At 61.1% G+C, this 25,712-nt stretch carries 25 protein-coding genes; 14 read left to right on the plus strand and 11 right to left on the minus strand.

Annotated elements, in window-relative coordinates; genetic code table 11:
- Positions 1–10: 10 nt before the first annotated feature.
- Entirely contained in the window at positions 11–784 is a 774-nt protein-coding gene (locus ACMDB8_RS15305; protein WP_223542640.1) for an AraC family transcriptional regulator, read from the minus strand.
- 134 nt (positions 785–918) lie between these two features.
- On the opposite strand from ACMDB8_RS15305, the gene ACMDB8_RS15310 reads away from it, so the two are divergent.
- Both ACMDB8_RS15310 and ACMDB8_RS15315 read left to right on the plus strand, forming a co-directional pair.
- On the plus strand, positions 919–2,139 hold the full coding sequence (locus ACMDB8_RS15310; protein ID WP_056727878.1) for an MFS transporter: 1,221 nt from the start codon (positions 919–921) through the stop codon (positions 2,137–2,139).
- 171 nt (positions 2,140–2,310) lie between these two features.
- On the plus strand, positions 2,311–3,135 hold the full coding sequence (locus ACMDB8_RS15315; RefSeq protein WP_056727879.1) for a response regulator transcription factor: 825 nt from the start codon (positions 2,311–2,313) through the stop codon (positions 3,133–3,135).
- A gap of 141 nt (positions 3,136–3,276) precedes the next feature.
- Here ACMDB8_RS15315 and ACMDB8_RS15320 read toward each other — a convergent pair whose 3' ends face one another.
- A complete protein-coding gene (locus tag ACMDB8_RS15320; RefSeq protein ID WP_223542618.1) occupies positions 3,277–3,639 on the minus strand; it encodes a DUF6124 family protein in 363 nt (120 codons plus the stop codon).
- Between the two features lie 627 nt (positions 3,640–4,266).
- Between ACMDB8_RS15320 and ACMDB8_RS15325 the strand changes: the two genes are divergently transcribed.
- From ACMDB8_RS15325 to ahr, 9 genes are all read left to right on the plus strand, one after another.
- On the plus strand, positions 4,267–4,752 hold the full coding sequence (locus ACMDB8_RS15325) for an antitoxin Xre/MbcA/ParS toxin-binding domain-containing protein (RefSeq protein WP_056727882.1): 486 nt from the start codon (positions 4,267–4,269) through the stop codon (positions 4,750–4,752).
- Positions 4,749–5,237, plus strand: a complete 489-nt coding sequence (locus ACMDB8_RS15330; protein ID WP_409078754.1) for an RES family NAD+ phosphorylase — start codon at positions 4,749–4,751, stop codon at positions 5,235–5,237. The genes ACMDB8_RS15325 and ACMDB8_RS15330 overlap by 4 nt, the downstream gene beginning before the upstream one ends.
- 188 nt (positions 5,238–5,425) lie before the next feature.
- Entirely contained in the window at positions 5,426–6,541 is a 1,116-nt protein-coding gene (locus ACMDB8_RS15335; RefSeq protein WP_409078753.1) for an ABC transporter ATP-binding protein, read from the plus strand.
- A gap of 39 nt (positions 6,542–6,580) precedes the next feature.
- A complete protein-coding gene (locus ACMDB8_RS15340) occupies positions 6,581–7,723 on the plus strand; it encodes an ABC transporter substrate-binding protein (protein ID WP_056727887.1) in 1,143 nt (380 codons plus the stop codon).
- 31 nt (positions 7,724–7,754) lie between these two features.
- Positions 7,755–8,672 (plus strand): ABC transporter permease, encoded by a 918-nt coding sequence (locus tag ACMDB8_RS15345; protein ID WP_223542620.1) that lies wholly within the window; start codon positions 7,755–7,757, stop codon positions 8,670–8,672.
- A gap of 1 nt (position 8,673) precedes the next feature.
- Positions 8,674–9,501: an ABC transporter permease gene (locus tag ACMDB8_RS15350; RefSeq protein WP_223542621.1), complete on the plus strand. Its 828-nt coding sequence runs from the start codon at positions 8,674–8,676 to the stop codon at positions 9,499–9,501.
- The gene (locus ACMDB8_RS15355; RefSeq protein ID WP_223542622.1) at positions 9,494–10,966 is read left to right on the plus strand and encodes an aldehyde dehydrogenase family protein; all 1,473 of its coding nucleotides are present in this window, start codon (positions 9,494–9,496) and stop codon (positions 10,964–10,966) included. Before ACMDB8_RS15350 ends, ACMDB8_RS15355 begins: the two co-directional genes overlap by 8 nt.
- Before the next feature lie 266 nt (positions 10,967–11,232).
- Entirely contained in the window at positions 11,233–12,000 is a 768-nt protein-coding gene (locus tag ACMDB8_RS15360; protein ID WP_409078752.1) for a metallophosphoesterase, read from the plus strand.
- A 126-nt stretch (positions 12,001–12,126) separates the two neighbouring features.
- Positions 12,127–13,158: an NADPH-dependent aldehyde reductase Ahr gene (gene ahr / locus ACMDB8_RS15365; RefSeq protein WP_056727894.1), complete on the plus strand. Its 1,032-nt coding sequence runs from the start codon at positions 12,127–12,129 to the stop codon at positions 13,156–13,158.
- A 248-nt stretch (positions 13,159–13,406) separates the two neighbouring features.
- Here the strand turns inward: ahr and ACMDB8_RS15370 are convergent, their stop codons facing one another.
- From ACMDB8_RS15370 to ACMDB8_RS15390, 5 genes are all read right to left on the minus strand, one after another.
- Entirely contained in the window at positions 13,407–14,957 is a 1,551-nt protein-coding gene (locus ACMDB8_RS15370) for an ArnT family glycosyltransferase (protein ID WP_409078751.1), read from the minus strand.
- A gap of 3 nt (positions 14,958–14,960) precedes the next feature.
- Positions 14,961–15,239 (minus strand): lipid-A-disaccharide synthase N-terminal domain-containing protein, encoded by a 279-nt coding sequence (locus ACMDB8_RS15375; protein WP_095945709.1) that lies wholly within the window; start codon positions 15,237–15,239, stop codon positions 14,961–14,963.
- Entirely contained in the window at positions 15,236–15,976 is a 741-nt protein-coding gene (locus ACMDB8_RS15380) for a glycosyltransferase family 2 protein (protein WP_056727899.1), read from the minus strand. Before ACMDB8_RS15380 ends, ACMDB8_RS15375 begins: the two co-directional genes overlap by 4 nt.
- Before the next feature lie 48 nt (positions 15,977–16,024).
- Positions 16,025–17,002 carry an NAD-dependent epimerase gene (locus ACMDB8_RS15385; RefSeq protein WP_056727901.1) on the minus strand — a complete coding sequence of 326 codons (978 nt, stop codon included), beginning with the start codon at positions 17,000–17,002 and terminating at the stop codon, positions 16,025–16,027.
- 198 nt (positions 17,003–17,200) lie between these two features.
- Positions 17,201–17,821 carry a cell wall hydrolase gene (locus tag ACMDB8_RS15390; RefSeq protein WP_409078750.1) on the minus strand — a complete coding sequence of 207 codons (621 nt, stop codon included), beginning with the start codon at positions 17,819–17,821 and terminating at the stop codon, positions 17,201–17,203.
- A 141-nt stretch (positions 17,822–17,962) separates the two neighbouring features.
- Between ACMDB8_RS15390 and ACMDB8_RS15395 the strand changes: the two genes are divergently transcribed.
- Both ACMDB8_RS15395 and ACMDB8_RS15400 read left to right on the plus strand, forming a co-directional pair.
- Complete coding sequence (locus tag ACMDB8_RS15395; RefSeq protein WP_409078749.1) at positions 17,963–18,814, plus strand: CAP domain-containing protein; 852 nt, start codon at positions 17,963–17,965, stop codon at positions 18,812–18,814.
- Between the two features lie 36 nt (positions 18,815–18,850).
- Positions 18,851–19,231, plus strand: a complete 381-nt coding sequence (locus ACMDB8_RS15400) for a hypothetical protein (RefSeq protein WP_056727910.1) — start codon at positions 18,851–18,853, stop codon at positions 19,229–19,231.
- A 104-nt stretch (positions 19,232–19,335) separates the two neighbouring features.
- Here ACMDB8_RS15400 and ACMDB8_RS15405 read toward each other — a convergent pair whose 3' ends face one another.
- From ACMDB8_RS15405 to ACMDB8_RS15420, 4 genes are all read right to left on the minus strand, one after another.
- Positions 19,336–19,491 carry a DUF2474 domain-containing protein gene (locus ACMDB8_RS15405; RefSeq protein WP_007992893.1) on the minus strand — a complete coding sequence of 52 codons (156 nt, stop codon included), beginning with the start codon at positions 19,489–19,491 and terminating at the stop codon, positions 19,336–19,338.
- Positions 19,478–20,494: a cytochrome d ubiquinol oxidase subunit II gene (gene cydB / locus ACMDB8_RS15410; protein WP_409078748.1), complete on the minus strand. Its 1,017-nt coding sequence runs from the start codon at positions 20,492–20,494 to the stop codon at positions 19,478–19,480. Before cydB ends, ACMDB8_RS15405 begins: the two co-directional genes overlap by 14 nt.
- 17 nt (positions 20,495–20,511) lie before the next feature.
- Positions 20,512–21,933: a cytochrome ubiquinol oxidase subunit I gene (locus ACMDB8_RS15415; RefSeq protein ID WP_056728101.1), complete on the minus strand. Its 1,422-nt coding sequence runs from the start codon at positions 21,931–21,933 to the stop codon at positions 20,512–20,514.
- Positions 21,934–22,054: 121 nt separating this feature from the next.
- Complete coding sequence (locus ACMDB8_RS15420; protein ID WP_409078747.1) at positions 22,055–24,379, minus strand: FdhF/YdeP family oxidoreductase; 2,325 nt, start codon at positions 24,377–24,379, stop codon at positions 22,055–22,057.
- Positions 24,380–24,712: 333 nt separating this feature from the next.
- On the opposite strand from ACMDB8_RS15420, the gene moaA reads away from it, so the two are divergent.
- Positions 24,713–25,711: a GTP 3',8-cyclase MoaA gene (gene moaA / locus ACMDB8_RS15425; protein WP_056727916.1), complete on the plus strand. Its 999-nt coding sequence runs from the start codon at positions 24,713–24,715 to the stop codon at positions 25,709–25,711.
- Position 25,712: the final 1 nt, after the last annotated feature.

Here is a 25,712-nt window from a genome sequence, read left to right on the forward strand (position 1 = left end):
GGCGGCCGCCTCACTTGAAAAAATCACTCGGCGTCTTGCCGAACTGCTTCTTGAACATGGTCGTGAACGCGCTCGGGCTGTCGTATCCCAGCTCCCCGGCGATGTCGATGATCTTCTCCCCGACGGCTATGCGTTCCAGCGCTAACAACAGTCGCGCTTGCTGGCGCCATTGGCCGAACGTCATGCCGGTTTCCTTGCGGAACCTGCGCTGGATGGTTTTGGCGTCGAGGCTCAAGCGGGCGCTCCAGTCCGACAAGGTCGAGCCATCCCCGGGATCACGCTGCAACGCGCTACAAATCAGGTTGATACGCTGATCGGCGGGCTGTGGCAGGTTCAGGGGCAAGGTCGGCAGGATCGTCAGTTCATCCAGGATCAGCCGCAGCACCCGGGCCTCCCGCGAGTCCGGCTCACAGGCAAAGTCGAAATCGACCGAGACCTTGATCAACTCGCTCAGCAACGCCGAAACACTCACCGCCCGGGTTTCGGCGGGCAGGTTCAGGCTCGGGTCAGGGCGCACGAATACGCTGCGCATCTTGATCGCCCCCACACAGCGAATCGAGTGCACCTCACCACTGGGCATCCAGATGCCACGGCTGGGTGGCACCGTCCATTGGCTGATGGCGGTGTGCACCACCATCACGCCTTCGATGGCATAGATCAGTTGGTGCTTTTCATGGGAATGCGGAGGGATGAACCAGTTTTCCGGGTAGTCGGTCGCACTGCTGCGAACGCTCCAGCCGCCCTGGTCGATCTCCGCAAGAAATGTCTGCAATGGTTTGATCATGACGCCCTTTTTGCGATGGTCCATGCCCGAGTTGCGCGAGACGGGCGCCCTTGAGGCCCCTAGGATAACGCCGAACCCTGAAATTGGCTGCGCCTTGCGTTCGCAGTTCGCGTTATTTATCCGGAAGATCGCCCATGTCGACCACCACCCTCAGTTCACCGTCACCCACCGCTTCGGTGGCCAGCCAGGCCAGCCCGCTGGTCATGCGCGTCATCGGCGCCTGCGCGCTGGCGCACCTGATCAACGACCTGATCCAGGCCGTGCTGCCGTCGATCTATCCGATGCTCAAGGCCAGCTATGGCCTGAGCTTCACCCAGGTCGGCCTGATCACCCTGACCTTCCAGCTCACCGCTTCACTGCTGCAACCCTGGATCGGTTTCTACACCGACCGCCATCCCAAGCCGTGGCTGCTGCCGGCCGGCATGGTCTGCACCCTGATCGGTATTCTGATGCTGTCGATGGTCGGCAGCTTCCCGGCGATTCTCGTGGCCTCGGCGCTGGTAGGGGTTGGCTCGTCGACCTTTCACCCGGAGACCTCGAGGGTGGCGCGGCTGGCCTCGGGCGGTCGTTACGGCCTGGCGCAATCGACCTTTCAGGTCGGTGGCAACGCCGGTAGCGCCTTCGGCCCGTTGCTGGCCGCCGCGATCATCATTCCCTACGGCCAGGGCAACGTCGCCTGGTTCGGCCTGTTCGCGGTGTTCGCCATCCTCGTGCAATACGGCCTGAGCCGCTGGTACCGCAATCACCTGAACCTGTTCAAGCTCAAGCAAGGCAGCAAGGCCACCCACGGCCTGTCGAAACGGCGGGTGACCTTCGCCCTGGTGGTGCTGGCGCTGCTGGTGTTCTCCAAATACTTCTACATGGCCAGCTTCACCAGTTACTTCACCTTCTACCTGATCGAGAAATTCGACCTGTCGGTGGCCAGTTCGCAGCTGTACCTGTTCCTGTTTCTTGGCGCTGTCGCAGCAGGCACCTTCTTTGGCGGCCCGATCGGCGACCGGATCGGCCGCAAGCAGGTGATCTGGTTCTCCATCCTCGGCGCCGCGCCCTTCACCCTCGCCCTGCCCTACGTCGACCTGTTCTGGACGGGCGTGCTGAGCATGATCATCGGCTTCATCCTCGCCTCGGCATTCTCGGCCATCGTGGTCTTCGCCCAGGAACTGGTGCCCGGCAACGTCGGCATGATCGCCGGGGTGTTCTTCGGCCTGATGTTCGGTTTCGGCGGGATCGGTGCCGCGCTGCTGGGGCACCTGGCGGATATCCATGGCATCGAATATGTCTACACCTTGTGTTCGTTCCTGCCGTTGCTGGGAATTTTGACGATCCTGTTGCCTTCGACCCGGAGTGCTCGCTGAAGGATTCAGCCGATCACTTTTGCTACCCACTCTGTAGCACTCGGTAACACCCGGCCCTGTTGCGGTGCGTCTTTTCAACGACGCGCCGCCACCCACCCTGCTCCACACGGGGCCACCCGCCATGGCGTACTTTGTGCATCCAATGGCCATCCTCTTCTGCCTGTAGCCGCCATGCGCCCCAAGGAACTGAAACTCTGGACCACCGGTGTCGCCCACCTGCTCGACCTGCCTGCCGGGCATGGACGGCTGTCGGGGTTGAGCCATTGGCTTCGGCAAATCTGCCCGGTCGATCATTTCGTGTTGTTTGTCTACGAAGGCAATCACCGGCCACTGGCGTTGTTCGATACGTTCTCGGCGGACAAGCGGGCGGTGTATGTCGACGATTATCAGTGCGGGCCTTACCTGCTCGATCCGTTCTACCTGGCTTGTACACGCGGGCAGGCGCCGGGGCTGTGGCGTTTGCGCCAGTTCGCCCCCGACCACTTCTACCTCGGCGAGTACTTCCTGACCTATTACCAGCAGACGGGTCTGGCTGAAGAAGTGGCGTTTTTCGTCGACCTCGGTGGTGGTGCCACGGCGGTGTTGTCATTGATGCGATCGAGCGCCAGCTGTGCATTCAGCCGGGACGAAATGCAACTGGTCGAGTGTGCGCAAGCGGTGGTCGAACAAGTCATCAATGAGGCCTGGCGCTTGCGTCAGGCCCAGCAACCGCGACCGGCACAGGACCTCGACTTCAAGATCCGCGAAGCCTTCGACCACTTCGGCGCGCACATCCTCACCGGGCGCGAGCAGGAAATCGTTCAACTGTTGCTGCGTGGCCACTCCAGCGCCTCGGTGGCCGAACAACTGAACATCAGCCCCGGCACGGTGAAGATTCACCGCAAGAACATCTACGCCAAGCTGGGCATTGGCAGCCAGTCGGAGTTGCTGGGGTTGTTTATTCGGGAGTTGACGGAGGATCCGTTGCAGGCTCCCGGTTTCAAGCTGCAGGCCTGATGCCCGTTGGTATACGCATATCCTTGTGGGAGCGAGCTTGCTCGCGATAGCGGCAGCACATTCAACATTGATGTGTCTGACACACCGCCATCGCGAGCAAGCTCGCTCCCACAGGTCTATTGGTGATCCGCAGATAAGCGGTTATTCAGGCGGATCGAGTTGATCCAGCACGCGGTTTACGGCCAGTTCCCCCAGCATGATCACCTGCGCAATCCCGAGCAGCGCATTGCGGCTCGTTCCTTCCAGATGATCCACCAGATCGTTGGCCATGACATTGGCCGACGCCAGCGATTCACAGGCGTGCACCAGCAAGGTTTCGGCACTGAGTTCGGGATTGACGATGAACATCGTGCTGGGTGTGCGCGGGGTGGCCATGATTGCAGGGCCGGGGTTTAGGTAATGATCGAGGGCGCGCTCGGCGGCTTCGTGGAGTTTTTTGGAGTCGAGGCTTTCGTATGGGGATGCTGGATCGGTGTCCGGCGGGTTGGGTGTGACCTTGAACATGGCAAGTCTCCGTCTACGAGTTGGAGCTGCTCCATTCGGTTCCAAGCGAAGGGGTGGCAGCTGTACGCAGGTTGGAACCCGGGGTAAACGGAACCCGGCAGACCCTAAGGTCTCCCGCGCACAGCCGCCATTACGGAGTGCACACTTGAAGGTGCGCAGCATATGTTAAGCGGCACGCCTTGTGCCGTTTACTCCTCGGGGTTCCAAGCCCGGTCGCTGAATTGGCAGCGACCCGGGAACGATAAAACCCAGCCCCAAGGCGCACAAGCCGGCGGATTCTGGCGTACCTGTAGGCAACGACGCAAGGCGTTGTAGCTTTCATGAAGTAACGCTGACAGCGATTAAACACGTATATCCAACCGAAAATTTACGCAGGCTACTCGCGTTGAATTTCTTAGGAAGCCAGAGGAAATGTCTGACGTATTTTTAAGGTTGGCGACCGGAAGCACGAGGGTTAACTTTGCAGCCCTAAACAGAGACGAGAGATTCTTCGCCTGATGCAGGCGCTCTCTCAGACATTGAGGGTGAAACGATTGCATGAGCAGGACACTAGTCGACAAAGCTAATTGCCCCAACAGCGACATTTGGCGTTATGATCGCGTCAAATGTCGCATGGAGATATTCGGTATGCCCGCCGTCAAATCCAAAGGAAGAACAGTCGTCACGACGGAGACAAAACCTGTCACCCGAAAGCCGACTGAGGTGCTGTTACATGGCCGCGAAGGTAATACGCGCATGATGATCATCCAATACACACAAGAAGGCTTTGATCTGAGCGACGTGAGGGAGATGCTTTCTACCTCCGAACTGTACATGGAGCACGGCCTTGTTGAGCGCATCACAGGGAAGTCCGTCAGGACTGTACAACGCTTGGCAAAGGAGACAGAACCGGTGCGATTAAATCAGCAGCAAAGTACCGTCGCCTTTCAATATGCTCAGGCCTTGGAGCACGCCATCAACGTGTTCGGCAATCTACAGTTGGCTGAGAACTGGCTGAAGAAACCCTGCAAGTACCTGGAAGATCATATCCCGCTGGAACTGATCGACAACTCGCTTGGTTTCCAGGTGGTGGAGGATTATTTGACCCGGATTGAACACGGGGTTTATCAATGAATCCTTTACCGTGGGATGGGAAGTGGCACGCTTGGCGCCTTGACCGCGAGGTCTACAAGGACACGTGGAATAGTGGCTTGGGTGCTCAGCGATCCGGTGGCCGGTGGAACCCTCCCGGTCGCCGGGTTATTTACGCTTCGGCCGACCCGGCCACCGCCATTTTGGAAGTCGCAACCCACGCTGGTTTCGATACGCTCGATACGGTGCCCCACGTGCTCACGTGTTTCGAAGTACTGGATTCCAACTTCATAAAAGTTGTTCAACCCGAAGACGTGCCAAACCCGAACTGGCTCATCCCGTCTGAGCTCTCGCCCAATCAGCAGCACTTTGCCGATGAGTTACTTTCCGAACATCCTTTCGTGCTTATCCCGTCCGCAGTTACCCGCCACTCTTGGAACCTACTCGTTAGCTGTGATTTGGCGGCGGATCAATTCAAGCTTGTTTCGCAGGAGCGTTTTGGACTGGATACCCGCTTACTGAAATGAATGAGAAAGTCGAACTTGCTCACCAGAACCTCAAATGCGGCCTGTCGCGTGTGATCTCTACACTGCACACCTACTAAACACTTGAACCACTCCCCCTCCTATCCCCCAAGGGATATATACACCGCAAAACCCCGATTGCTAGTTTGGCCCCCGACGCACTGATTCATCACTGCAAGGGAGCCCGCCTCGTGAACAACACCCCGCCAAGCGATATCGAATTCTGCAATGTGGTCAAACGCTATGGCGAGGTGCAGGCCGTCAGTGGTCTGGATTTCGCGGTGCGGCGTGGCTCGTTTCATTCCTTTCTCGGCGGTTCTGGCTGCGGCAAGACCACCACCCTGCGCATGATCGCCGGCTTCGAGCAGCCCACCAGCGGCGAGGTTCGTCTGGCCGGCAAAAGCGTGGCCGGTGTGCCGGCGTTCGAGCGGCCGGTGAACATGGTGTTCCAGCATTACGCGTTGTTCCCGCATCTGACCGTGGCGCAAAACATTGCCTACGGCCTGCGTTATCGCACCCCACGCCCGGACAAAAAGCAGCAAATGCGCATGGCCGATGAGGCGCTGGAGATGGTGCGCCTGAGCGGCTTCGGCCAGCGCAAACCGAGTGAGTTGTCCGGCGGTCAGCAACAGCGCGTCGCCCTCGCCCGCGCCTTGGTCAACAAGCCGACGGTGTTGCTGCTCGACGAGCCGCTGGCGGCGCTGGACCGCAAGCTGCGCAAGGAGATGCAATCGGAACTGCTGCGTTTGCAGCGCGAGGTCGGCATCACCTTCGTGCTGGTCACCCACGACCAGGAAGAAGCCCTGTCGATGAGCGACAGCATCAGCGTGATGCACAACGGCTCGATCATCCAGACCGCCACCCCGGAACAACTCTACGAAGCCCCGGCCAGCCGTTACGTGGCCGACTTTATCGGTGAGTCCAACCTGTTCGACGGCACTGTGCGCCAGCTCAACGGCAACTCGGTGGTACTGCGTACCGAGCAGGGTCTGGAGCTGACCAGCCCCCTCACCCCCACTGGCAAGGGCCTGAGCGCTAACGCCGCCGGTTGCATTGCGGTGCGGCCGGAGCTGATCAGCATCGCCGGAGCCAACGCCGAGATGGCCCGGGAAGTGAAGCTGCAAGGCTGCGTCGAGGACCGCATCTACCTGGGCAATTCCACCGAATACCGCGTGCGCACCCAGGCCTTCGGCGTGGTCTGCGTGCGGGTGCCGCGCCAGCAGGATCATGGCGCCAATGCATTCGAACACGGCGCGCCAGTGCGCGTCGGCTGGGATCACGCCAATGGCCTGGCCATGGCGTTGTAAATCATCGATTCGTTTCATCAACCGGATGTGGAGCGTGCTATGGACCAGAAGACTTTTATAAAAACCCTGCGCAGCTGGCAGAACGGCTCGATCAGCCGCCGCGAGTTCCTTGGCCGCACGGGCCTTGGCATCGCCGCCGCCGTGGTCGCGACCAACATGCCCGGCCTTTTGACCTCCACCGCCGAGGCCGCCGAACAGGCCAAGCTGGGGGATCGCCTGTCGCTGGCGACCTGGCCGAACTACCACAGCCAGGAAAACCTCGACACCTTCGGCAAGACCACCGGTGCCCGGGTGTCGATGAGCGTGTTCGGTTCCAACGAAGAAATGCTCGCCAAATTGCAGGCTGGCGGCAGTGGCTGGGACGTGCTGGTGCCGACCAACTACACCATCAGCACCTACGTCGGCCTGGGGCTGATCGAGCCGCTGGACCTGTCGCGCATTCCCAACTTCGATGCCTCGGCGTTCCAGCAGAAGTTCATGGCCCAGGGCACGGTGGATGGCAAGGTCTACGCGGTGCCGAAAAACTGGGGCACTACCGGCATGCTCTACGACACCGGCAAGCTGAAAAATGGCCCCGCCAGCTGGAAGGAATTCTGGGCCGCCGCCCAAGGCCCGGCCAGCGGCCGCACGATGGTCCACGACTACCAGTTGACCGCCATCGGCAACGCGCTGAAAAGCTTCGGCTACAGCTTCAACTCCCTGGACCCGAAAGAACTGGCCGACGCGGAAAAACTGCTGATCGAGGTCAAGCCGCACCTGTTCGCCATCAACTCCGACATTCAGCCATCGATGCGCAGCGGCGATGCCTGGCTGGCGATGTCCTGGACCGGGGACGCCTCGCAACTGCACCGCGACAACGCGCAAATGCAGTTCGAACTGGGCAAGGAAGGTGGCGAGTTGTGGAGCGACTTCTTCGCCATCCCCAAAAGCTCGGAGCACAAGGACGCCGCCTACGCCTTCATCAACTACTTGCTCGACCCGCAGCACAACAAGCTCGAAGTGCTAAGCCACGGTTACCCGAGTGGCGACAAGCGTGTCGACGCGCTGCTGCCGGTGGCGATGCTCGACGATCCGATCATGTACCCGGCCGCCGAGGCCCTGAGCCCGCTGGAGTTCGGTGCCGCCGCGACGCTGACCAGCCCGGCCCGCGCCGAGCTGATGGCGCGTTTCAAGTCCGCCTGATCGCCTGACCATGGCCAATGAGGAGTCACCCATGAATGCCGCCGCCCACCCGCAAACGGTGCAGTCGGGCCATGCCCTGTCGGTCGAAGTTCGCCAACGGCGCAGCCTCGGCCGGCGCATCACCCTGCTGATGCTCTTGCCTTCGACCCTGTGGTTCCTGCTGCTGTTGTTGATGCCGCTGGTGATCATCCTGGTCTTCAGTTTCGGCGAGCGCAGCGCCGTGGGCGGTTACGCCGGTGGCTTCACCCTGGCCAACTACCTGAACCTCGGTTCTCGCGGCGCGGCGTTCAGCAATACGCTGATGTTGGCGCCGCTGGGCACCCTGGTGTGCCTGGTGGCGGCTTATCCGCTGGCGTACTTCCTTGCGGTCAAGGTCACGAGGAACCGCTCGCTGTTGCTGACCCTGGTGATCGTGCCGTTCTGGACCAGTTTCCTGATCCGCACCTACGCGTGGATTTTCATCCTCAGCGGCAAGGGTATTCCGGCGCTGCTGGCCAGCCTGGGTCTTGAGGATGTGCGGCTGATCAACACGCCGTGGGCGGTGCTGATCGGCATCGTCTACGGCTACCTGCCGCTGATGGTGTTCCCGATCTACGTCAGCCTGGAAAAGCTCGACAAGCGCCTGCTCGAAGCCTCGGCGGACCTCGGCGCCAGCGCCTTCGAAAGCTTCCGTCGGATCACCCTGCCGCTGTCCGCGCCAGGGATCATCACCGGGGTGATGCTGGTGTTCATCCTATTAATGGGCGAGTTCCTGATCCCGGCCATTCTCGGTGGCGGCAAGGTGTTCTTTGTCGGTAACGCGCTGGTCGACCTGTTCCTGCAATCGCGCAACTGGCCGTTCGGCAGTGCGCTGGCCATGACGTTGGTGGCGATGATGCTGCTGATCATCGGCGTGTATCTGAAACTGGTGGCGCGCTATGGCGGCCGCCCTGCCGACGGAGGCCTGTGACATGTGGTTGCGCAGCTATTCGACTTCGCTGTACCTGTTTCTCTACGCGCCGATTGCCTTGATCGTGCTGTTCAGCTTCAACGCCGGGCGCAGTGGCCTGGCGTTCCAGTGCTGCTCGGTACAATGGTTCGCCACCGCGTTCGGCAACCCGTTCATCATGGAAGCCCTGGGCAACAGCGCGCTGATCGCGTTGAGTTCGGCGGTGATCGCCTCGCTGTTCGGCACCCTGGCGGTGTTCGGCTTGCAGCGCTGCGGTGCCAAGGTACGCCTGCTGTTCGATGCCCTGACCTACTGCGCGATCATCGTGCCGGGCATCGTCATCGGCATCTCGACACTGATCGCCTTCATCAGCCTGTTCGACCTGATCAACCCGTTGTTGGCGAGTTGGCTGCCGACGGTGCCGAAGTTGAACATGGGGTTCTTTACGGTGATCGCCGCGCATTCGCTGTTCACCATGGCCCTGGTGATGGTGATCGTGCGCAGCCGTGTCGATTCCCTGGACAAGGCCTTGCTCGAAGCCTCGGCGGACCTCTACGCGCCACCGATGGACACCTTCTGGCGAGTGACCCTGCCGCAGATCAGTCCGGCGATCATGGCCGGCTTCCTGCTGGCGTTCACCTTCAGCTTCGACGATTTCATCATCGCGTTCTTCGTCGCCGGTTCCGAAACGACGCTGCCGATCTACATCTTTTCCTCCATCCGCCGCGGCGTGACGCCAGAGATCAACGCCATTTCCACGGTGATCATCTGTGTGTCGCTGGCCCTGCTGTTCACTTCCCGCCATCTGCAAAATCGCCGCACCGGCGTCCAGGAGTCGCACCATGCGTGATCAGCTCTACATCAACGGCGAATGGGTCAGCCCGGACCTGGGCGGCTATCTGGACGTGATCGATCCGGCCACCGAACAAGTCTTCCACCGAGTCGCGGCGGGCACTGAAGAAGATGTCGACCATGCCGTGCGTGCGGCCCGGCGTGCCTTCGACAATGGCTGGGGCCAGACCAGTGGCACCGAGCGAGCGCAATGGCTGGAGGCGCTAGCCGATGAACTGGAAAGTAGCCAGCAGGCGCTGGCGGAACTGGAAGTCCGTGACAACGGCAAACCCTTGCCCGAAGCACAGTGGGACATTGGTGATGCGATTGGTTGCTTCCGGTACTACGCCGGTTTGGCCCGTGAGCTGGATCAGCAACAGGACCAACCGCTGGCGTTGCCGGATGAGCGCTTTCGCTGCCGCCTCCGCCACGAGCCGATTGGCGTGGCCGGGCAGATCATTCCCTGGAACTACCCGCTGCTGATGGCCGCGTGGAAGGTCGCGCCAGCCTTGGCCGCCGGGGCCACGGTGGTGTTGAAACCGTCCGAACTGACGCCGCTGACCGCCCTGGAACTGGCCGCTGCCGCCGACCGCATCGGCTTGCCCGCCGGGGTGTTGAATCTGGTCACGGGCCTTGGCGCCGACGCCGGCAGCCCGCTCACCGAGCATCCGGGGGTGGACAAACTGGCGTTCACCGGCAGCGTGCCCACCGGGGCGAAAATCATGTCGGTGGCGGCGCGGGACATCAAGAACATCAGCCTGGAACTGGGGGGCAAGTCAGCCTTCATCGTGTTTGATGATGCTGATGTCGACGCCGCCGTGGAGTGGATTCTGTTCGGGATTTTCTGGAACCAGGGTCAGGTGTGCAGCGCCACATCACGCCTGTTGGTGCAGGAACGCATCGCCCCGCGCCTGACCGAACGGCTGGTGGAAGAAACCCGCAAGATCAGCATCGGTCCCGGCATGCAGCCCGGCGTGCTGCTCGGGCCGCTGGTCAGCCAGGGCCAGTACGACAAGGTGCTCGGTTTCATCGATCAGGGCCTGGCCAGCGGCGCCCGTTTGCTCACCGGCGGACGGCGACCGGCGCATCTGGCCGAAGGGTATTTCATTGAGCCGGCAATCTTCGACGAGCCGGGACACAGCAGCATTCTGTGGCGCGAAGAAGTGTTCGGCCCGGTGCTGTGCATCAAGCGCTTCAAGACCGAAGAGCAAGCAGTGCAAATGGCCAACGCCAGCCGCTTCGGCCTGGCCGCCGCGGTGATGAGCACCGACTTGCAGCGCACCGCCCGGGTCGCCAACCAACTGCGCGCCGGGATCGTCTGGGTCAACTGCTCGCAACCGACCTTCGTCGAAGCCCCCTGGGGCGGGATGAAACACAGCGGCATTGGCCGGGAACTGGGCCAGTGGGGGCTGCACAATTACCTGGAGGTCAAGCAGGTGACCGAGTACGTCAGTGACCAGCCGTGGGGGTGGTATTTGAAGTAAACAGGTCAACTGTGGCCGGCCGGGGGATTAGCGTTCACTGAAGATCAAAACTGTGGGAGCGGGCTTGCTCGCGATTGCGGTGGGTCAGGCAATATCTCTGTTGAATGTGCCGGCCTCTTCGCGGGCAAGCCCGCTCCCACAGGGATTGTGGCCAGCCGCGGGATTGGCATTCACTGACGATCAAACTGTGGGAGCAGGCTTGTGACGACGGGTTATCAACGCGTAACTTGAATGGCCCGCCCTTCAAGACACGCCGGAGTTGATCCATGCGCATCGCCTTGCTGTCCGACATGCACCTGTCCGTCAATGCGATCCCCTTTCCCGCCGTGGAGGCCGATATCGTCGTGCTCGCCGGGGACATAGCACGGCCGGCCAAGGCCATCGAGTGGGCCAGAGCCTGCCCGGTTCCACTGTTGTATGTGGCGGGCAATCACGAGTTCTATGGCAGTGACCTGGTCACCACCTACGAACAATTGAACAGTCTGGCGCAAGGCACCCGGATCCACGTACTGGAACGCTCGGAGTACGTCCACGACGGCGTGCGCTTTCTCGGTTGCACCTTGTGGTCTGACTATCGCCTGCTCGACAGCCCGGATGATCGGGCGCTGGGCATCGATCTGGCGACCCGGCTGATCCGTGACTTCAGCCACATCAAGATCGCCCCCGACTTTCCGGACCTGTTCACACCGGCCATTTCCCAGCTGGTATTTTTGCAGACGGTCGCCTGGCTGCAAGACTGCTTCAGCCGCGACAGCAGCACACCCACGGTGGTGGTCTCGCATTTCGCCCCGACACGGTCGAGCATCAGCCCGACCTTTGCCGGTTCGCCGATCAACTCAAGCTTTGTCTCGGACCTCGAAGCGCGGATCAAAGACTGGCAGCCGGCACTGTGGCTGCATGGCCATACCCATGGCAGCTTTGACTATCGAGTAGGCAACACCCGGGTGGTCTGCAACCCCCGGGGCTATGCCAGGAATGGCATCAACGAAAACCCTGATTTCGACGCGGCCTTCGTGATTGACCTGCAGATCTGAGGTAACGCTGAAATCAACAGTCTCCAGGCTCGCACCCGATGGAACGCCGGCAACCCGCTACACTTTCCTCGCTGCGCCGCTGCACCAAAGCGGCCAAACCCCTGACTTCTGATCTGGAGGTATCCCATGAGCGACAGCAGCGAACTCACCACCTTTACCGGCTGGGCCGCCACCGCAGCGGGCGCGCCACTGGAACGCTACAGCTACGATCCCGGTCCGTTGGGCAACGATGAGGTGGAAGTCGCCGTGGAATATTGCGGCGTCTGCCACTCCGACCAGTCGTTGATCGACAACGATTGGGGCATCAGCCACTACCCGTTCATCCCCGGCCACGAGGTGGTCGGCCGTATCGTACGCCTGGGCGATCAGGTGCGCGGCCTGGAAATGGGGCAACGGGTGGGCATCGGCTGGTACAAGGGCAGTTGCATGCATTGCACGTCGTGCATCGAAGGCTCCCATAACCTGTGTCGCACCGTGCAACCAACCATCATCGGCAGCAACGGCGGCTTTGCCGACCGCATTCGTTCGCACTGGGCCTGGGCCCTGCCGATCCCGGCCGGGCTCGATCCGGCGATGGCCGGGCCGTTGTTCTGTGCAGGTTCCACCGTGTTCAACCCGCTGGTGGAATTCGGCATCAAGCCCACCGACCGGGTCGGCGTGGTGGGCATCGGCGGTCTTGGTCACCTGGCGCTGCGCTTCCTCAACGCCTGGGGCTGCGAAGTCACGGCGTTCACCTCATCGCTGAGCAAGCAGGACGAAGCCAAGCGCCTGGGCGCGCACAAGGTGGTCGCCTCGACCGATACCGATGCGCTCAATGCCATTGCCGGCACCCTGGATTTTCTCCTGGTCACCGCCAACGCCAACCTCGACTGGAGCGCCATGCTCGCCACCCTGCGCGGCAAGGGTCGCCTGCACTTTGTCGGCGTCGTGCCCGATGCCATCCCCATGCACGTGTTCGAACTGATTCCCCAGCAAAAAACCATGTCCGCCTCACCGGTCGGCTCGCCCGCCAACACCGCGACCATGCTGGAGTTCTGCGCACGCCACCAGATTGTGCCGCAGGTCGAGATGTTTCCCATGAGCCGGATCAACGAGGCCATCGATCATTTGCGCAGCGGCAAGGCGCGCTACCGCGTGGTGCTGGACGCCAGTCAGTGACAGGCGAAAAACGAAGAGAAAGGGCCGCTTGTTCAAGCGTAATGCTGTTCACTTAAGAGCGTCTTGAATCAGAGAAACCTGTGGCGAGGGAGCTTGCTCCCGCTTGAGTGCGTAGCACTCACAAAAATCGGCAATGATTGTCAGATTTTTGGGGCTGCTACGCAGCCCAGCGCGAGCAAGCTCGCTCGCCACAAAGGTACTCACGATCCAAGAGCGCGCCTAAGTGAACAGCGGCCCCTTTTTGTTCCTCAGGGATTGGCCACCTGAGCAGGCAACGCTGGCATATGCGGGTCGTTCCAGGTAAACCGATAGGCTTTGCCGGCCTCTTGCGGCAGGCATTTGCCGTTGTCGGCATCCGCGCCGACGATCGACCAGTTCGCCCGGGCGTTTCCCCCCAGCTCACGGGCCGCTTCGGGCTTGAAGCACTGGTTGAGTACGTCATCGGGCACTAAAGCGTAGGCCTTGGGGCGTTCGCGCAAATAGAGCGCGGCCTTTTCGATGGTCGAATTGTCCATGCCGAAATGCACGATCGGCTGCCGGGCGAACAACCAGTGCCCCTCCTCCCAGTTGACCAGCACCAGATCGGCGCCCTGGGTCATGGTCGCCGCCTGGGTCATGAGCACCTGATCAACGTTGGTGCCGTCCTTGAGCGGTTCGATGAAACCACGGGCGAACCACAACGCGAACCAGGTCGCCACCAGTGCCGGGAACACCCGACGCAAACGCGGGTGACGCTTGAACCAGCGCTTGAGCAGCCACGGGACCAACGGCGCGGCGACCAGCACCAGCCCGGGCAGCGCCGGGTAGATGTACAACTTGCGCTTGCCCGTGCTGATGCAGAAGAACAGCACCACCAGCAGCACCCAACCGAGTAGCACCAACACCCGGCCATCGCGTTTTTGCAACTGACGGCGCCAGGCCGGCACCAGCCATGGCAGCACCAGCACCAACGGCAGCCAATACTGCGGAATCACCTTGGTGAAGAAGTACCAGAACGGTTCGCGGTGATGCCACGCGGCGGCATACCGGCCCGCCGTCTGGCGCAGGAGAATCTCCCGCGCATAGGCCACTTCGTCTGCGCTGCCATCCAAGATGATGGACAAGGCCAGGGGCAGCAGCCAGATCGCAATCGCCGCGAGCATCAGTGCAAACCCGAGCAACCACTTGCGCGCCTCGCCGGGCATCGCCACCACACCGGGCCAGCCTTTGCGCACCCCATAGGCGTAAGGAATCAGCAACAACGCCGGCAGGAAGCCCACGCCCTTGGTGATCACGCCAATGCCCATGGCCGCACAGCCCGCGTAGAACCAGCGCCACGCGGGTCCCAGCAGCAGGTGTCGCGCCAGGCCGTACAGGCCCAGGGAGGTGAACAGAATCAGCAAGCTGTCGATCTGACCGGTGCGCAGGATGCTGTAGGTCTGGTAGGTCGCCAGGTACAGTAGCGCGGCGTTGCGCCCGGTACGCTGGGTCCACAGGCGCCGCCCCAGGTCATAGACCATCGCCGTGACCGTTACCGCCGAAAACAGCCCCGGGATATAAAGGGCGATGTTGGGCTTGCCGCTCAGCCAGGTGAAGAACGCCACCGTCCACATGAAAATCGGCGGCTTGTCGCCATAGATCTCGGCGGCCCGGTGCGGGATCAGCCACGAGCCGTTCTGCAACATCTCCAGCGCGACACCGAGGAAACGCTCTTCGTCCACATTCTGCGCCTGACGCAGGCCCATTCCCGCGCCGATCAGCAACAGGGCAAGCAGCATCAGGCCCAGGCACTCGACCCTGGGCGACAACGATCTACGCATTGCTTATTCCTTTGCGCTTCGGCTTTTGGCAATCAATTGCAGGTTGCGGAAATAGACGAGAGAGCCAAAGGCCTGGCCGACGATGAACACCGGGTCCTGGCGGTAAATGGCGTAGGCGAGCAACAAGGTGCTGCCGACGATGCTCAGGTACCAGAAGTTGGTCGGGATCACGCTGCGTTTCTTGTACTCGCTGTACAACCACTGCAAGACAAACCGCCCGGTAAAGGCAGCCTGCCCGGCAAAGCCGACCAGCAGCCAGAGGGTTTCACGGGTCAGAATCATCCTTCGAGCTCCTGGGCCTGGGTGTGCAGGCGCGTGCGTTTGATCAGCCACCAGACACCGATCAGGTCAAGAATGCCGACCAGCGCGCGGTCGAGGTTGCCGTATTTCGAGACTCCGGCCGTGCGCGGCCGATGGTTGACCGGGTGCACGATCATGCGTCCGTTATGGCGCTGGATCAGCGCCGGAATGTAGCGATGCATGTGGTCGAAGTACGGCAGGCGCAGGAATGCCGCACGCTCGATCAGCTTCAGGCCGCAACCGGTGTCCGGGGTAGCGTCCTTGAGCAGGCGCCGACGCAGGTTGTTGGCGAACCGCGAGGCGTAGCGTTTGCTCGCGGTGTCACGGCGATTGACCCGGTGCCCGGCCACCAGTTGCACGTCGACCTTGCCCGGTTCGCCACGCACCAGCGCGAGCATGCCGGGAATGTCCGCCGGGTCGTTCTGGCCGTCGCCATCGAGCGTCGCCAGCCACTGCCCGCGAGCCTCACGGGCCGCGTGATACAGCGAGGTGCTCTGTCCCAGCGACCGCTCGTGATGCAGGATGCGCAGGGTGTTCAAGCCGTCGTTGCGGATCTGCCGCAGCTCCTGCAGGGTCGCGTCGGTGCTGCCATCGTCGACCACGATGATTTCGTAAGCCTCGTCGGCCAGCGCCACACGGATCTCTTCCAGCAATGGCTTGAGGTTGTTTGATTCGTTCCTGGCGGGAATCAGTACGGATACAAAAATATCTTGGCTCATGGGGTCTCTCTCGCCCTGTTTGATTTTTCGAGATCAGAGGCGAACGCTTCAAATCCGGTAGAACTGCCGATACCACTTCACAAATGCTCTTACGCCGGTTTCCAGCGTCACCTGCGGGCTGAAGCCCACCCGCTCGGCCAGTGCCGAGACATCGGCCCAGGTCTTGACCACATCACCGGCCTGCATCGGCAGGTAGTTGCGCCGGGCCTGCAGGTCCAGGGCTGATTCCAGGCACTCGACGAAATCCAGCAACGCCACAGGCATGCCGCGACCGATGTTGAAGAGCCGGTTGACCCCGGCGACCGAGCCTTCCGGCACCGGAGGCCTTGGGCGCAGTCGGGCGATCCCTTCGACAATGTCGTCGACATAGGTGAAGTCGCGGGACATCTGCCCCTGGTTGTAGATGTCGATTGGCAAGCCTTTGAGAATGGCGTCAGTGAACTTGAACAGCGCCATGTCCGGGCGACCCCACGGGCCGTAGACGGTAAAGAAGCGCAGGCCACTGGCTTTCAGGCCATACAGATGGCAGTAACTTTCGGCCAGCAGTTCATTGGCGCGCTTGCTGGCGGCGTACAGCGAAACGGGATGTTCGACCGGGTCCTCGACACTGAACGGCAGCTTGCTGTTGGCGCCGTACACCGAACTGCTCGAGGCGTAGATCAGGTGCTCGGGGCGATGGTGCCGACAGGCTTCCAGCACATTGAGGAAGCCCACCAGATTCGATTGCCCATAGACATCCGGGTTGTCCAGCGAGAAGCGCACCCCGGCCTGGGCGGCCAGGTGTATCACCTCGGTAAAAGCGTGCTCCTGAAACAGGCTCATCAGGGCCGGCTTATCGACGATGTCCATTTTCCGGAAACGAAAACCCGGCAGCGTCTCCAGCACCTTGAGGCGTGCGTGCTTGAGTTCCACGTCGTAGTAGTCGTTGAGGTTGTCGATACCGACGACCTCCTGCCCCTCGCGGCACAAGCGCTGGACCGTATGAAAGCCGATGAAACCGGCCGCACCGGTGACCAGGACGGTCATGGGAAACGCGCCGGAGACTGCGCCGCGATCGACGCGAGGTTACTGATCCGGACCCTCGTCAACTTCATGTGTAGTCCCTGCTTATGGCGTCATTCACGCACGGTTGCGTTATGAAGCTTATAAAACAGACACATTTCAGTTTGGATAACGCCTCGCACTACCTCGGAAAAATAAAATATCTGGCCGAAAACACCCCGGTTATCTGGCCGACTCGCCACGGGGTTTGTAAAAACGGAACAAGCCGATATCCACGGTCCTGATGTATTGCCTGGCCCAGTCCGGATTGACGGTACGGTCATGGAAATACAAGGCACCCCGGGTGCGATCCGGCAGTTCCTTGTTCAGGGCCTTGCGTGCGATTTCCTTGGCCATCGCGTAAGGCAGCTCTTCCTGGACCGAATCGGATTTGCCGTCGCACCACCAGGAGAACTGGCAACTCTTGGTCTGCGAACCCTGCTTGACCACTTTGCACACCGTGTCCGGAAAGCCCTCGTGGCCCAGGCGATTCATGACCACATTGGCCACCGCCTCCATGTCGGCGGTGTCCTTGCCCTTGGCTTCCCAGTAAATGGACCGGGCCAGGCAGGTGATCGCATCATCCAGCGGCGCGGCGCCGGCCGGGTCGACGGCCTGGACTTCTGACGGGGTAATGGCTTCTGCCTTGGGCGCCGGTGCCGGGTTGTTGCTCTCGGCGGCTTTGTGTTCCAGCACCTCGGCCTTGTTCTCGGCCTCTTGCTGCTTTTGCGCTTGATCCGCAGCGAATACCGGGCCGGCAATCAACGTCAGAGCGAGGCAGGTGGCGATCCAGTCGAAGCGCATGGTCGGTGTCACTCGGTGAGTGGTTCGATTGAGTCTAGTAGTGAAATGATTTCGCCCACCCCACTACACTCTGGATAAATCCGTTGTCCTGGATGGACCAACTTCGCGCATCATGGACGCAATCTGCTCAAGGGGATATTCATGGGTTTCATCTCATCCGCAATGCGCTTGGCCGGGGTGTCACTGGGCCTGGTATTCGCCGCCAACGCCATGGCGGCCGACGAAGCGCAATTGGTCGAATCGATCAACGTCTATCGCAGCCAACTGCAGCGCTGCGCCGGCCAGGTTTCATCGGAACTTCCGCCGCTGTCGGCCGACCCACGCCTGGTGCTGACCGCCCCGAGCATCGGTAATCTGCAGCAGGCCATGGCCACTGCCGGATATCCCATGAAGAATGTGCAGGCCATCAGCCTGTCCGGACCTCGTGATGCGGCGTCGGCGATGAAAGCGATCCAGGAGAGTTTTTGCCAGATCGTCCTCGACCCGCAATTCGTCGATGTCGGCGTCAGCCGCCAAGACAATCAGTGGCGCATCGTCGTGGCACGACCGTTGTTGAGCGCACGCCTGGGCGACTGGCAGACCGAGGGCCAGAAGCTGCTCATCGAACTCAACGCAGCACGGGCCAAGCCGCGTCAATGCGGCACCCAGTCTTTCAATGCGACCGCGCCGCTGGCCTGGAACGCCATACTGGGCACGGCCGCCGAAACCCACTCCCGCTCCATGGCCAACAACAACTTCTTCGACCACAAGGACCGCGACGGCCGCACCCCGGGTGACCGCGCGGAACTGGCCGGCTACAACTTCCAGCAGATCGGCGAAAACATCGCCGCCGGGCAAGACAGCGTACGCAAGGTGGTCGAAGGCTGGCTGACCAGCCCCGGCCACTGCGCCAACCTGATGAACCCTCAGTTCAACGAATTGGGCGCGGCCTATGCGAATGATCCGAAGAGCGATGCGGGGATTTACTGGACGGCGATGTTTGGGGCTCAGTGAGCAACTTGGCGAGTTTCTATACGGCGAGGTGACAAAATGACAAGTATCCCGATAGGTTTAATTGCCGGATTGATACTGGCGCCGATGATACTGACTTGTTTCGCTGTCGCCTTCATCGCACACAAGTACGTTGACGCTATCGAAGAACGTCTACCCAATTGCTCTTTTATAAAAACCACCAGAGACGCATTTTCAGCTGGCGGCCTGGTCGGCAAGGTCATGCGCGGTGGCGCTATTGCCATGGTATTGATGATGCCCGCGCTCAGCGCTCGAAGGGGCGTTATTGATGCCAGCGAAGTGAAAGACCTTCCAAGGCACTACAAGAACCTTTTGATCATTCCGGTGATTATTTTGTTCGTTTTGTTTTTTTCCCTGATCGCACTCAGGGTTTCAGCCTACTTCATAGAGAGCCATTGAAAAGGACTGAAGAATCAAGTCCGCTTTGGAAGAAATCACAACGCCTACCCAACAAAACCCGAAGCCCTGTCATGGGCTCCGGGTTTCTTTTTTCGCAGTGAACCTCAGTGGCTACTCATCCCGGCCGCATGCATCAACATCCGCAACGCCCCCGCCACCACACCCAACGCAACCACACTGCCCAGCCAGATCAACACCAGCCACCCAAGGCGTTTGTACCAAGGCGCCGGAGCTGGTTCACGGGAATCAATGGTAGCCATCGCCAATCCTCACTTTGCCGCGGAACACGTAGTAGCTCCAGACCGTGTACATCAGGATGATCGGCAGGATGAACAGTGCGCCGATCAGGATGAACAACTGGCTGGTCGGTGGTGACGCCGCTGCCCACAGGCTGATCGACGGCGGCACGATGTTCGGCCAGATGCTGAACGCCAGGCCGATGTAGCCGAGAAACACCAGCATCAGGGTGAAGGCGAACGGCCAATGGGTGTGGCGTTGGCGCAGGGTCTTGAGCAAGCCGAACATCGCCAGCAAGGCCAGCACCGCCAGGCCACCGAACACCGCCAGGTGCGCATGGGCAAACCAGCGGGTGGCGATTTCCGGATGCAGGATTGGCGTCCATACGCAGATCACGCCGATCACCGCCAACAGCAGCCAGGCCAGGGGCCGGGTGAACAGGCGCATCCGCGATTCGAGCATGCCTTCGGTCTTGACCAGCAACCAGGTGCTGCCGAGCAGCGCATAAGCGACGATCAGCCCGACACCGCAGAACAGCGGAAACGGCGCCAGCCAGTCCAGCGAACCACCGGCGAACTGGCGGTCGACCACCGGGATGCCGGCAATGTAGGCACCGATCACCACACCCTGGGAAAAGGTTGCCAGCAGCGAACCACCGATGAACGCCATGTCCCAGACATGCCGCTTTTCAGGGCTGGCCTTGAAACGAAACTCGAAGGCCACGCCGCGAAAGATCAAGCCGCACAGCATCAGGATCAGCGGCAGGTACAACGCTTCCAGAATCACCGAATAGGCCAGCGGGAACGCGCCATACAGCGCCGCGCCGCCCAGCACCAGCCAGGTCTCGTTGCCGTCCCAGACCGGTGCCACGGTGTTCATCATCACATCGCGTTCCTGCGCATCCGGGATCAGCGGAAACAGAATGCCCAACCCCAGGTCGAAGCCGTCCATGATCACGTACATCATCACGCCGAAGGCGATGATCACGCCCCAGATCAGCGATAAATCGATACCTTGAATACCCATGACTCAACTCCCTTCCTTCAATTGACGCGGGCGTCGGTTTCGAGGATTTCAGCGTCGGCGGACAGCGGCCGGCGCGGTGTGATGACCTGATCGGAATGCCCGTCGACGGCATGCCCGTGATGCGGCTGCGGCCCTTTGCCGACCAGTTTCATCATGTAGCCGATGCCCACCGTGAACACCGAGAAATAGATCACCACGAACAGCGCCAGCGAGATGCTCAACTGCGCGACACTGTGATTGGACGCGGCATCGGCGGTACGCAACAGGCCATACACCACCCACGGCTGACGCCCGACTTCGGTGGTGATCCACCCGGCCAGCATGGCGATCAGGCCACTTGGCCCCATCCACAACATCAGGCGCAGGAACCAGCGATTGCGGTAGATGGCGCCGCTGCGGCGCAGGGCCAGGCCGAGCACGCCGGCCAGCACCATCAACATGCCCAGCCCGGCCATGACGCGGAAACTCCAGAAGACCACCGTCGCATTCGGCCGGTCCTCTTTCGGGAAGCTCTTGAGCGCCGGGATCTGCTTGTCGAGGCTGTGGGTCAGGATCAGGCTGCCCAGGTAGGGAATCTCGATGGCATATCGGGTCTTCTCGGCCTGCATGTCGGGGATGCCAAACAGCACCAGCGGCGTCGCTTCGCTGCCGTTGTTTTCCCAGTGCCCTTCGATGGCCGCGATCTTTGCCGGCTGATGTTCCAGGGTGTTCAAGCCATGAGCGTCGCCGACCACGGCCTGGATCGGCGCGACGATCAAGGCCATCCACAACGCCATCGACAGCATCTTGCGCACTTGTTTGGTGTCGTTGCCGCGCAGCAGGTGCCACGCCGCCGACGAGCCGACAAAGAACGCCGTGGCCACGAATGCAGCGATCGCCATGTGCGCCAGGCGGTACGGGAACGACGGGTTGAACACGATGGCCAGCCAGTCCAGCGGCATCACCCGACCGTCGACGATCTCGAAGCCCTGGGGCGTTTGCATCCAGCTGTTGGAGGCAAGAATCCAGAAGGTCGAAATCAGCGTGCCGATGGCGACCATGACCGTCGAGAAGAAGTGCAAGCCGCGCCCTACCCGGTTCCAGCCGAACAGCATGACCCCGAGGAAACCGGCCTCGAGGAAGAACGCCGTGAGCACTTCATAGGTCAGCAAGGGCCCGGTGATGCTGCCGGCGAAATCGGAGAAGCGGCTCCAGTTGGTGCCGAACTCGTAGGCCATGACCAGCCCCGAGACCACGCCCATGCCGAAGTTGACGGCGAAAATCTTCGACCAGAAATGGTAGAGATCGCGGTAGGTGTCGTTGTGGGTCTTCAGCCAAAGCCCTTCGAGCACCGCCAGAAAACTGGCCAGCCCGATGGTGATGGCGGGAAAGATGATGTGGAACGAAACCGTGAACGCGAATTGCATGCGCGCCAGGTCCAGTGCCTCCAGGTTAAACATGTCGATATCCTCATCGCGGCTGAAAAACGGCGGCACACGGCCGGGCCACCGTCAGGCCGGGGGGCCTGCAGCCAACACAAGTCGAAAGGGTTACGCGAGCGGCATCGGGCCGCCCCCGGTGTCAGGCGGCGGAAGTCGAAATCAGGTTGCTGGCCTTCGCCTGTTCCAGCCGGATGGCGATGAACTTGGAAGTCGGGGTGAAGGTGCGGTCACCGTAACTTTCCAGCGGCACCAGCGGGTTGGTCTCGGGGTAGTACGCCGCTGCCTGACCGGCCGGAATGTCGTAGGCGATCAGGGTGAAACCGCTGACCCGACGCTCACGCTCGTCGTCCCACAGCGCCACCAGGTCGACCTTCTGCCCCGGCTCGAAACCCAGGCGGCGAATGTCCTGCTCGTTGGCGAACACCACGTCGCGCATGCCGTATACCCCGCGATAACGGTCATCCAGGCCGTACAGCGTGGTGTTGTACTGATCGTGGGAGCGCATGGTCTGCAGGATCAGGTGCGGCTTGACCGCCAGGTTGCGCACGCCCTCGCTGATCAGGTGCTCCGGCAACACGCTCGGGGTGAACTGGGCCTTGCCGCTGGCGGTTTTCCAGATGCGCTTGGCCGCATCATTCGGCATGTGGAAACCGCCCGGATGCAGCAAGCGCCGGTTGAAATCCTCGAAGCCGGGAATGGTGTCGGCAATCATGTTGCGGATGCGGCCGTAGTCGCCGATGGCCCAGTTCCAGTCGATCGGGTGCTTGCCCAGGGTCGCGGCGGCGATGCCGGCAATGATCGCAGGCTCGGAGCGCAGGTGTTTCGACTTCGGTTTCAGTTGCCCGTGGGAGATGTGGATCATGCTGAAGGTGTCTTCCACGGTGACGCCTTGCGGCCCTTCGGCCTGGATGTCGATGTCGGTGCGGCCCAGGCACGGCAGGATCAGCGCTTCACGACCGGTGACCAGATGGCTGCGGTTAAGCTTGGTGGCGATGTGCACGGTGAGGTCGCACTTGCGCAACGCGGCGTGGGTGCGCGGCGTGTCGGGGGTGGCCTGGGCAAAGTTGCCGCCCAGGGCGATAAACACTTTCGAACGCCCCTGCTCCATCGCGCCGATCGCCATCACGGTGTTGTGACCATGCTCGCGCGGTGGCTTGAAGGAGAAGCGCTTTTCCAGGGCATCGAGCAAATCCACGGGCGCCAGTTCGTTGATGCCCATGGTGCGGTCGCCCTGCACGTTACTGTGACCACGCACCGGCGACAGCCCCGCGCCCGGACGGCCGACGTTGCCGCGCAGCAGCATCAGGTTGATGACTTCCTGCAGCGTCGGCACCGAGTGCGTGTGCTGGGTCAAGCCCATCGCCCAGCACATGATCACCCGCTTGGACCGGGCGTACATGCGGGCGGCGAGTTCGATGTCAGCCAGGGACATGCCCGACTGCTGCTCGATGTGCTCCCAGCTGGTTGCGTCGACTTCCCCCAGGTAGGTACCCATTCCCGAGGTGTGTTCGGCGATGAACTGGTGGTCGAACACCGGCTCGCCGCCGCTGACCTGTGCTTCGCGCTCCCACTGCAGCAGGAACTTGACCATGCCGCGCATGACCGCCATGTCGCCGCCCAGTGCCGGGCGGAAGTACGCGGTGTTGGTCGGCTCGGAGCCGTTCAGCAGCATTTCGATCGGGTGCTGTGGATGCTGGAAGCGCTCCAGCCCACGCTCCTTGAGCGGGTTGATACAGATCACCTGTGCACCGCGCTTGACCGCTTCGCGCAAGGGTTCGAGCATCCGCGGGTGGTTGGTGCCGGGGTTCTGGCCGATGACGAAGATCGCGTCGGCATGCTCCAGGTCGTCAAACACCACGGTGCCTTTGCCCACGCCGAGGCTTTCGATCATGCTCACCGCGCTGGCTTCGTGGCACATGTTCGAGCAGTCCGGGAAGTTGTTGGTGCCATAGGCCCGGACAAACAGTTGATAGAGATAGGCGGCCTCGTTGCTGGCCCGGCCCGAGGTGTAGAACTCGGCCTGATCCGGCGATTCCAGCGCGTTGAGGTGCCGGGCGATCGTCGCGAACGCTTCGTCCCAGGTGGTTTCCACGTAACGGTCGGTGGCCGCGTCATAACGCATCGGGTGGGTCAGGCGGCCCTGATACTCCAGCCAGTAATCGCTCTGCTCGGCCAGCGCCGAGACGCTGTATTTGTTGAAGAAGGCCGGGTCGACCAAACGGCCCGTGGCTTCCCAGTTAACCGCCTTGGCGCCGTTCTCGCAGAACTTGACCATGCCGTTTTCCGGCGACTCGCCCCAGGCGCAACCGGGGCAGTCGAACCCGCCATTCTGGTTGGTCTTGAGCATGGCGCGAATGTTCTTCAGCGCGTTTTCACTGCCCAGCCAGTTTTTGGTAACAGCGATCAGCGCGCCCCAACCAGCGGCGGCACCTTTATAGGGTTTGTAGCGGTCGACTTGAGACATGGTACTTCTCCGTGACAATGCACACAGGCTTCGACCTGATTCAGGTCATTGTTCGATTTGCGGAGAAAGCATATGAATGGCGTTTAATTATTGTCTAATCGCTATTTATGACCACATTATCGAAACGCTCTATCATGGATTTTTATCGTTGTTTATCAATGACTTGAAATTACTTAAAACTCTTTAAGCCACAAAATAAAGTTCATCATAGATCCGCTCGATCAGCCGGTCATCAATAGTGATTGGACGCCCGCTGAAGTTGCTCTTAGCCTGCGTTCAACAAGTCCGTCAGTGACGGAAACCTCATACAAAAAAACGCCAAGCGAGGGTGTCATGTCAGAACGAGTCTTGATCGATGGCTTCTCCCGGCGAGTGGACTATCTGCGGATGTCGGTCACCGACCGCTGCGATTTCCGTTGCGTCTATTGCATGGCCGAGGACATGCAGTTTCTGCCGCGCCAACGGGTGCTGACCCTGGAAGAGATCTATCAACTGGCACAAAGCTTCGTGGCGCTGGGCACCCGCAAGATTCGCCTGACCGGAGGCGAGCCGCTGATCCGTCCGGGGGTGGTGCAACTGTGCGAGAAGATCGCCGCCCTGCCCGGCCTGCGTGAACTGTGCATGACCACCAACGGTTCGCAGCTGGCCAAACTGGCCGGGCCGTTGTTCGACGCCGGGGTCAAGCGCCTCAATATCAGCCTCGACTGCCTGGACCCGCAACGTTTTCGCGAACTGACCCGCACCGGTGACCTGGCGCAGGTAATCAAGGGCATCGACGCGGCCATCCAGGCCGGATTTCGCAACACCAAGCTCAATTGCGTAGTGATGAAAGGCCGTAACGACCATGAGATCAATGATCTGGTGAGCTTCGCCATCGACCGCAACCTCGACATCTCCTTCATCGAGGAAATGCCGTTGGGCACCATCGACGAGCACAGCCGCGCCGAAGCGTTTTTCGCAAGCAGCCAGGTCCGCGAACGCATCGCCGAACGCTACACTTTGATTGATTCCGCCGAGTCGACCCAGGGGCCGTCGCGCTACTGGCGCCTGGCCGAGGCGCCGCAGATTCGCCTGGGGTTCATCTCGCCCCACAGCCACAACTTTTGCGGCACCTGCAACCGGGTGCGGCTGACCGTGGAAGGACGTCTGCTGCTGTGCCTGGGCAATGAGCACTCCGTGGATCTCAAGGCTGTCCTGCGCAGCCACCCCGGACAGCCCGAGCGCCTGGAAAAAGCCATTATCGAGGCGATGAAGCTCAAGCCTTATCGACACAACTTCGAAGTGAACGACGATGTTCAGGTTGTTCGCTTCATGAACATGACGGGCGGCTGAA

The organism is Pseudomonas monachiensis (assembly GCF_047345015.1).
In the GTDB taxonomy this organism is placed as follows: Bacteria; Pseudomonadota; Gammaproteobacteria; order Pseudomonadales; family Pseudomonadaceae; genus Aquipseudomonas; species Aquipseudomonas monachiensis.

Excerpts from the sequence above, each read along its gene's own strand:
- ACMDB8_RS15420 (WP_409078747.1), bottom strand. The coding sequence starts at position 24,379 with ATGTCTCAAGTCGACCGCTACAAACCCTATAAAGGTGCCGCCGCTGGT.
- ACMDB8_RS15370 (WP_409078751.1), bottom strand. The coding sequence starts at position 14,957 with ATGCGTAGATCGTTGTCGCCCAGGGTCGAGTGCCTGGGCCTGATGCTG.
- ACMDB8_RS15345 (WP_223542620.1), top strand. The coding sequence starts at position 7,755 with ATGAATGCCGCCGCCCACCCGCAAACGGTGCAGTCGGGCCATGCCCTG.
- ahr (WP_056727894.1), top strand. The coding sequence starts at position 12,127 with ATGAGCGACAGCAGCGAACTCACCACCTTTACCGGCTGGGCCGCCACC.
- ACMDB8_RS15330 (WP_409078754.1), top strand. The coding sequence starts at position 4,749 with ATGAATCCTTTACCGTGGGATGGGAAGTGGCACGCTTGGCGCCTTGAC.
- ACMDB8_RS15385 (WP_056727901.1), bottom strand. The coding sequence starts at position 17,002 with ATGACCGTCCTGGTCACCGGTGCGGCCGGTTTCATCGGCTTTCATACG.
- ACMDB8_RS15355 (WP_223542622.1), top strand. The coding sequence starts at position 9,494 with ATGCGTGATCAGCTCTACATCAACGGCGAATGGGTCAGCCCGGACCTG.
- cydB (WP_409078748.1), bottom strand. The coding sequence starts at position 20,494 with ATGGGTATTCAAGGTATCGATTTATCGCTGATCTGGGGCGTGATCATC.
- ACMDB8_RS15380 (WP_056727899.1), bottom strand. The coding sequence starts at position 15,976 with ATGAGCCAAGATATTTTTGTATCCGTACTGATTCCCGCCAGGAACGAA.
- moaA (WP_056727916.1), top strand. The coding sequence starts at position 24,713 with ATGTCAGAACGAGTCTTGATCGATGGCTTCTCCCGGCGAGTGGACTAT.
- ACMDB8_RS15405 (WP_007992893.1), bottom strand. The coding sequence starts at position 19,491 with ATGGCTACCATTGATTCCCGTGAACCAGCTCCGGCGCCTTGGTACAAA.
- ACMDB8_RS15415 (WP_056728101.1), bottom strand. The coding sequence starts at position 21,933 with ATGTTTAACCTGGAGGCACTGGACCTGGCGCGCATGCAATTCGCGTTC.
- ACMDB8_RS15320 (WP_223542618.1), bottom strand. The coding sequence starts at position 3,639 with ATGTTCAAGGTCACACCCAACCCGCCGGACACCGATCCAGCATCCCCA.
- ACMDB8_RS15400 (WP_056727910.1), top strand. The coding sequence starts at position 18,851 with ATGACAAGTATCCCGATAGGTTTAATTGCCGGATTGATACTGGCGCCG.
- ACMDB8_RS15310 (WP_056727878.1), top strand. The coding sequence starts at position 919 with ATGTCGACCACCACCCTCAGTTCACCGTCACCCACCGCTTCGGTGGCC.
- ACMDB8_RS15390 (WP_409078750.1), bottom strand. The coding sequence starts at position 17,821 with ATGCGCTTCGACTGGATCGCCACCTGCCTCGCTCTGACGTTGATTGCC.
- ACMDB8_RS15350 (WP_223542621.1), top strand. The coding sequence starts at position 8,674 with ATGTGGTTGCGCAGCTATTCGACTTCGCTGTACCTGTTTCTCTACGCG.
- ACMDB8_RS15325 (WP_056727882.1), top strand. The coding sequence starts at position 4,267 with ATGCCCGCCGTCAAATCCAAAGGAAGAACAGTCGTCACGACGGAGACA.
- ACMDB8_RS15375 (WP_095945709.1), bottom strand. The coding sequence starts at position 15,239 with ATGATTCTGACCCGTGAAACCCTCTGGCTGCTGGTCGGCTTTGCCGGG.
- ACMDB8_RS15305 (WP_223542640.1), bottom strand. The coding sequence starts at position 784 with ATGATCAAACCATTGCAGACATTTCTTGCGGAGATCGACCAGGGCGGC.
- ACMDB8_RS15360 (WP_409078752.1), top strand. The coding sequence starts at position 11,233 with ATGCGCATCGCCTTGCTGTCCGACATGCACCTGTCCGTCAATGCGATC.
- ACMDB8_RS15315 (WP_056727879.1), top strand. The coding sequence starts at position 2,311 with ATGCGCCCCAAGGAACTGAAACTCTGGACCACCGGTGTCGCCCACCTG.
- ACMDB8_RS15340 (WP_056727887.1), top strand. The coding sequence starts at position 6,581 with ATGGACCAGAAGACTTTTATAAAAACCCTGCGCAGCTGGCAGAACGGC.
- ACMDB8_RS15395 (WP_409078749.1), top strand. The coding sequence starts at position 17,963 with ATGGGTTTCATCTCATCCGCAATGCGCTTGGCCGGGGTGTCACTGGGC.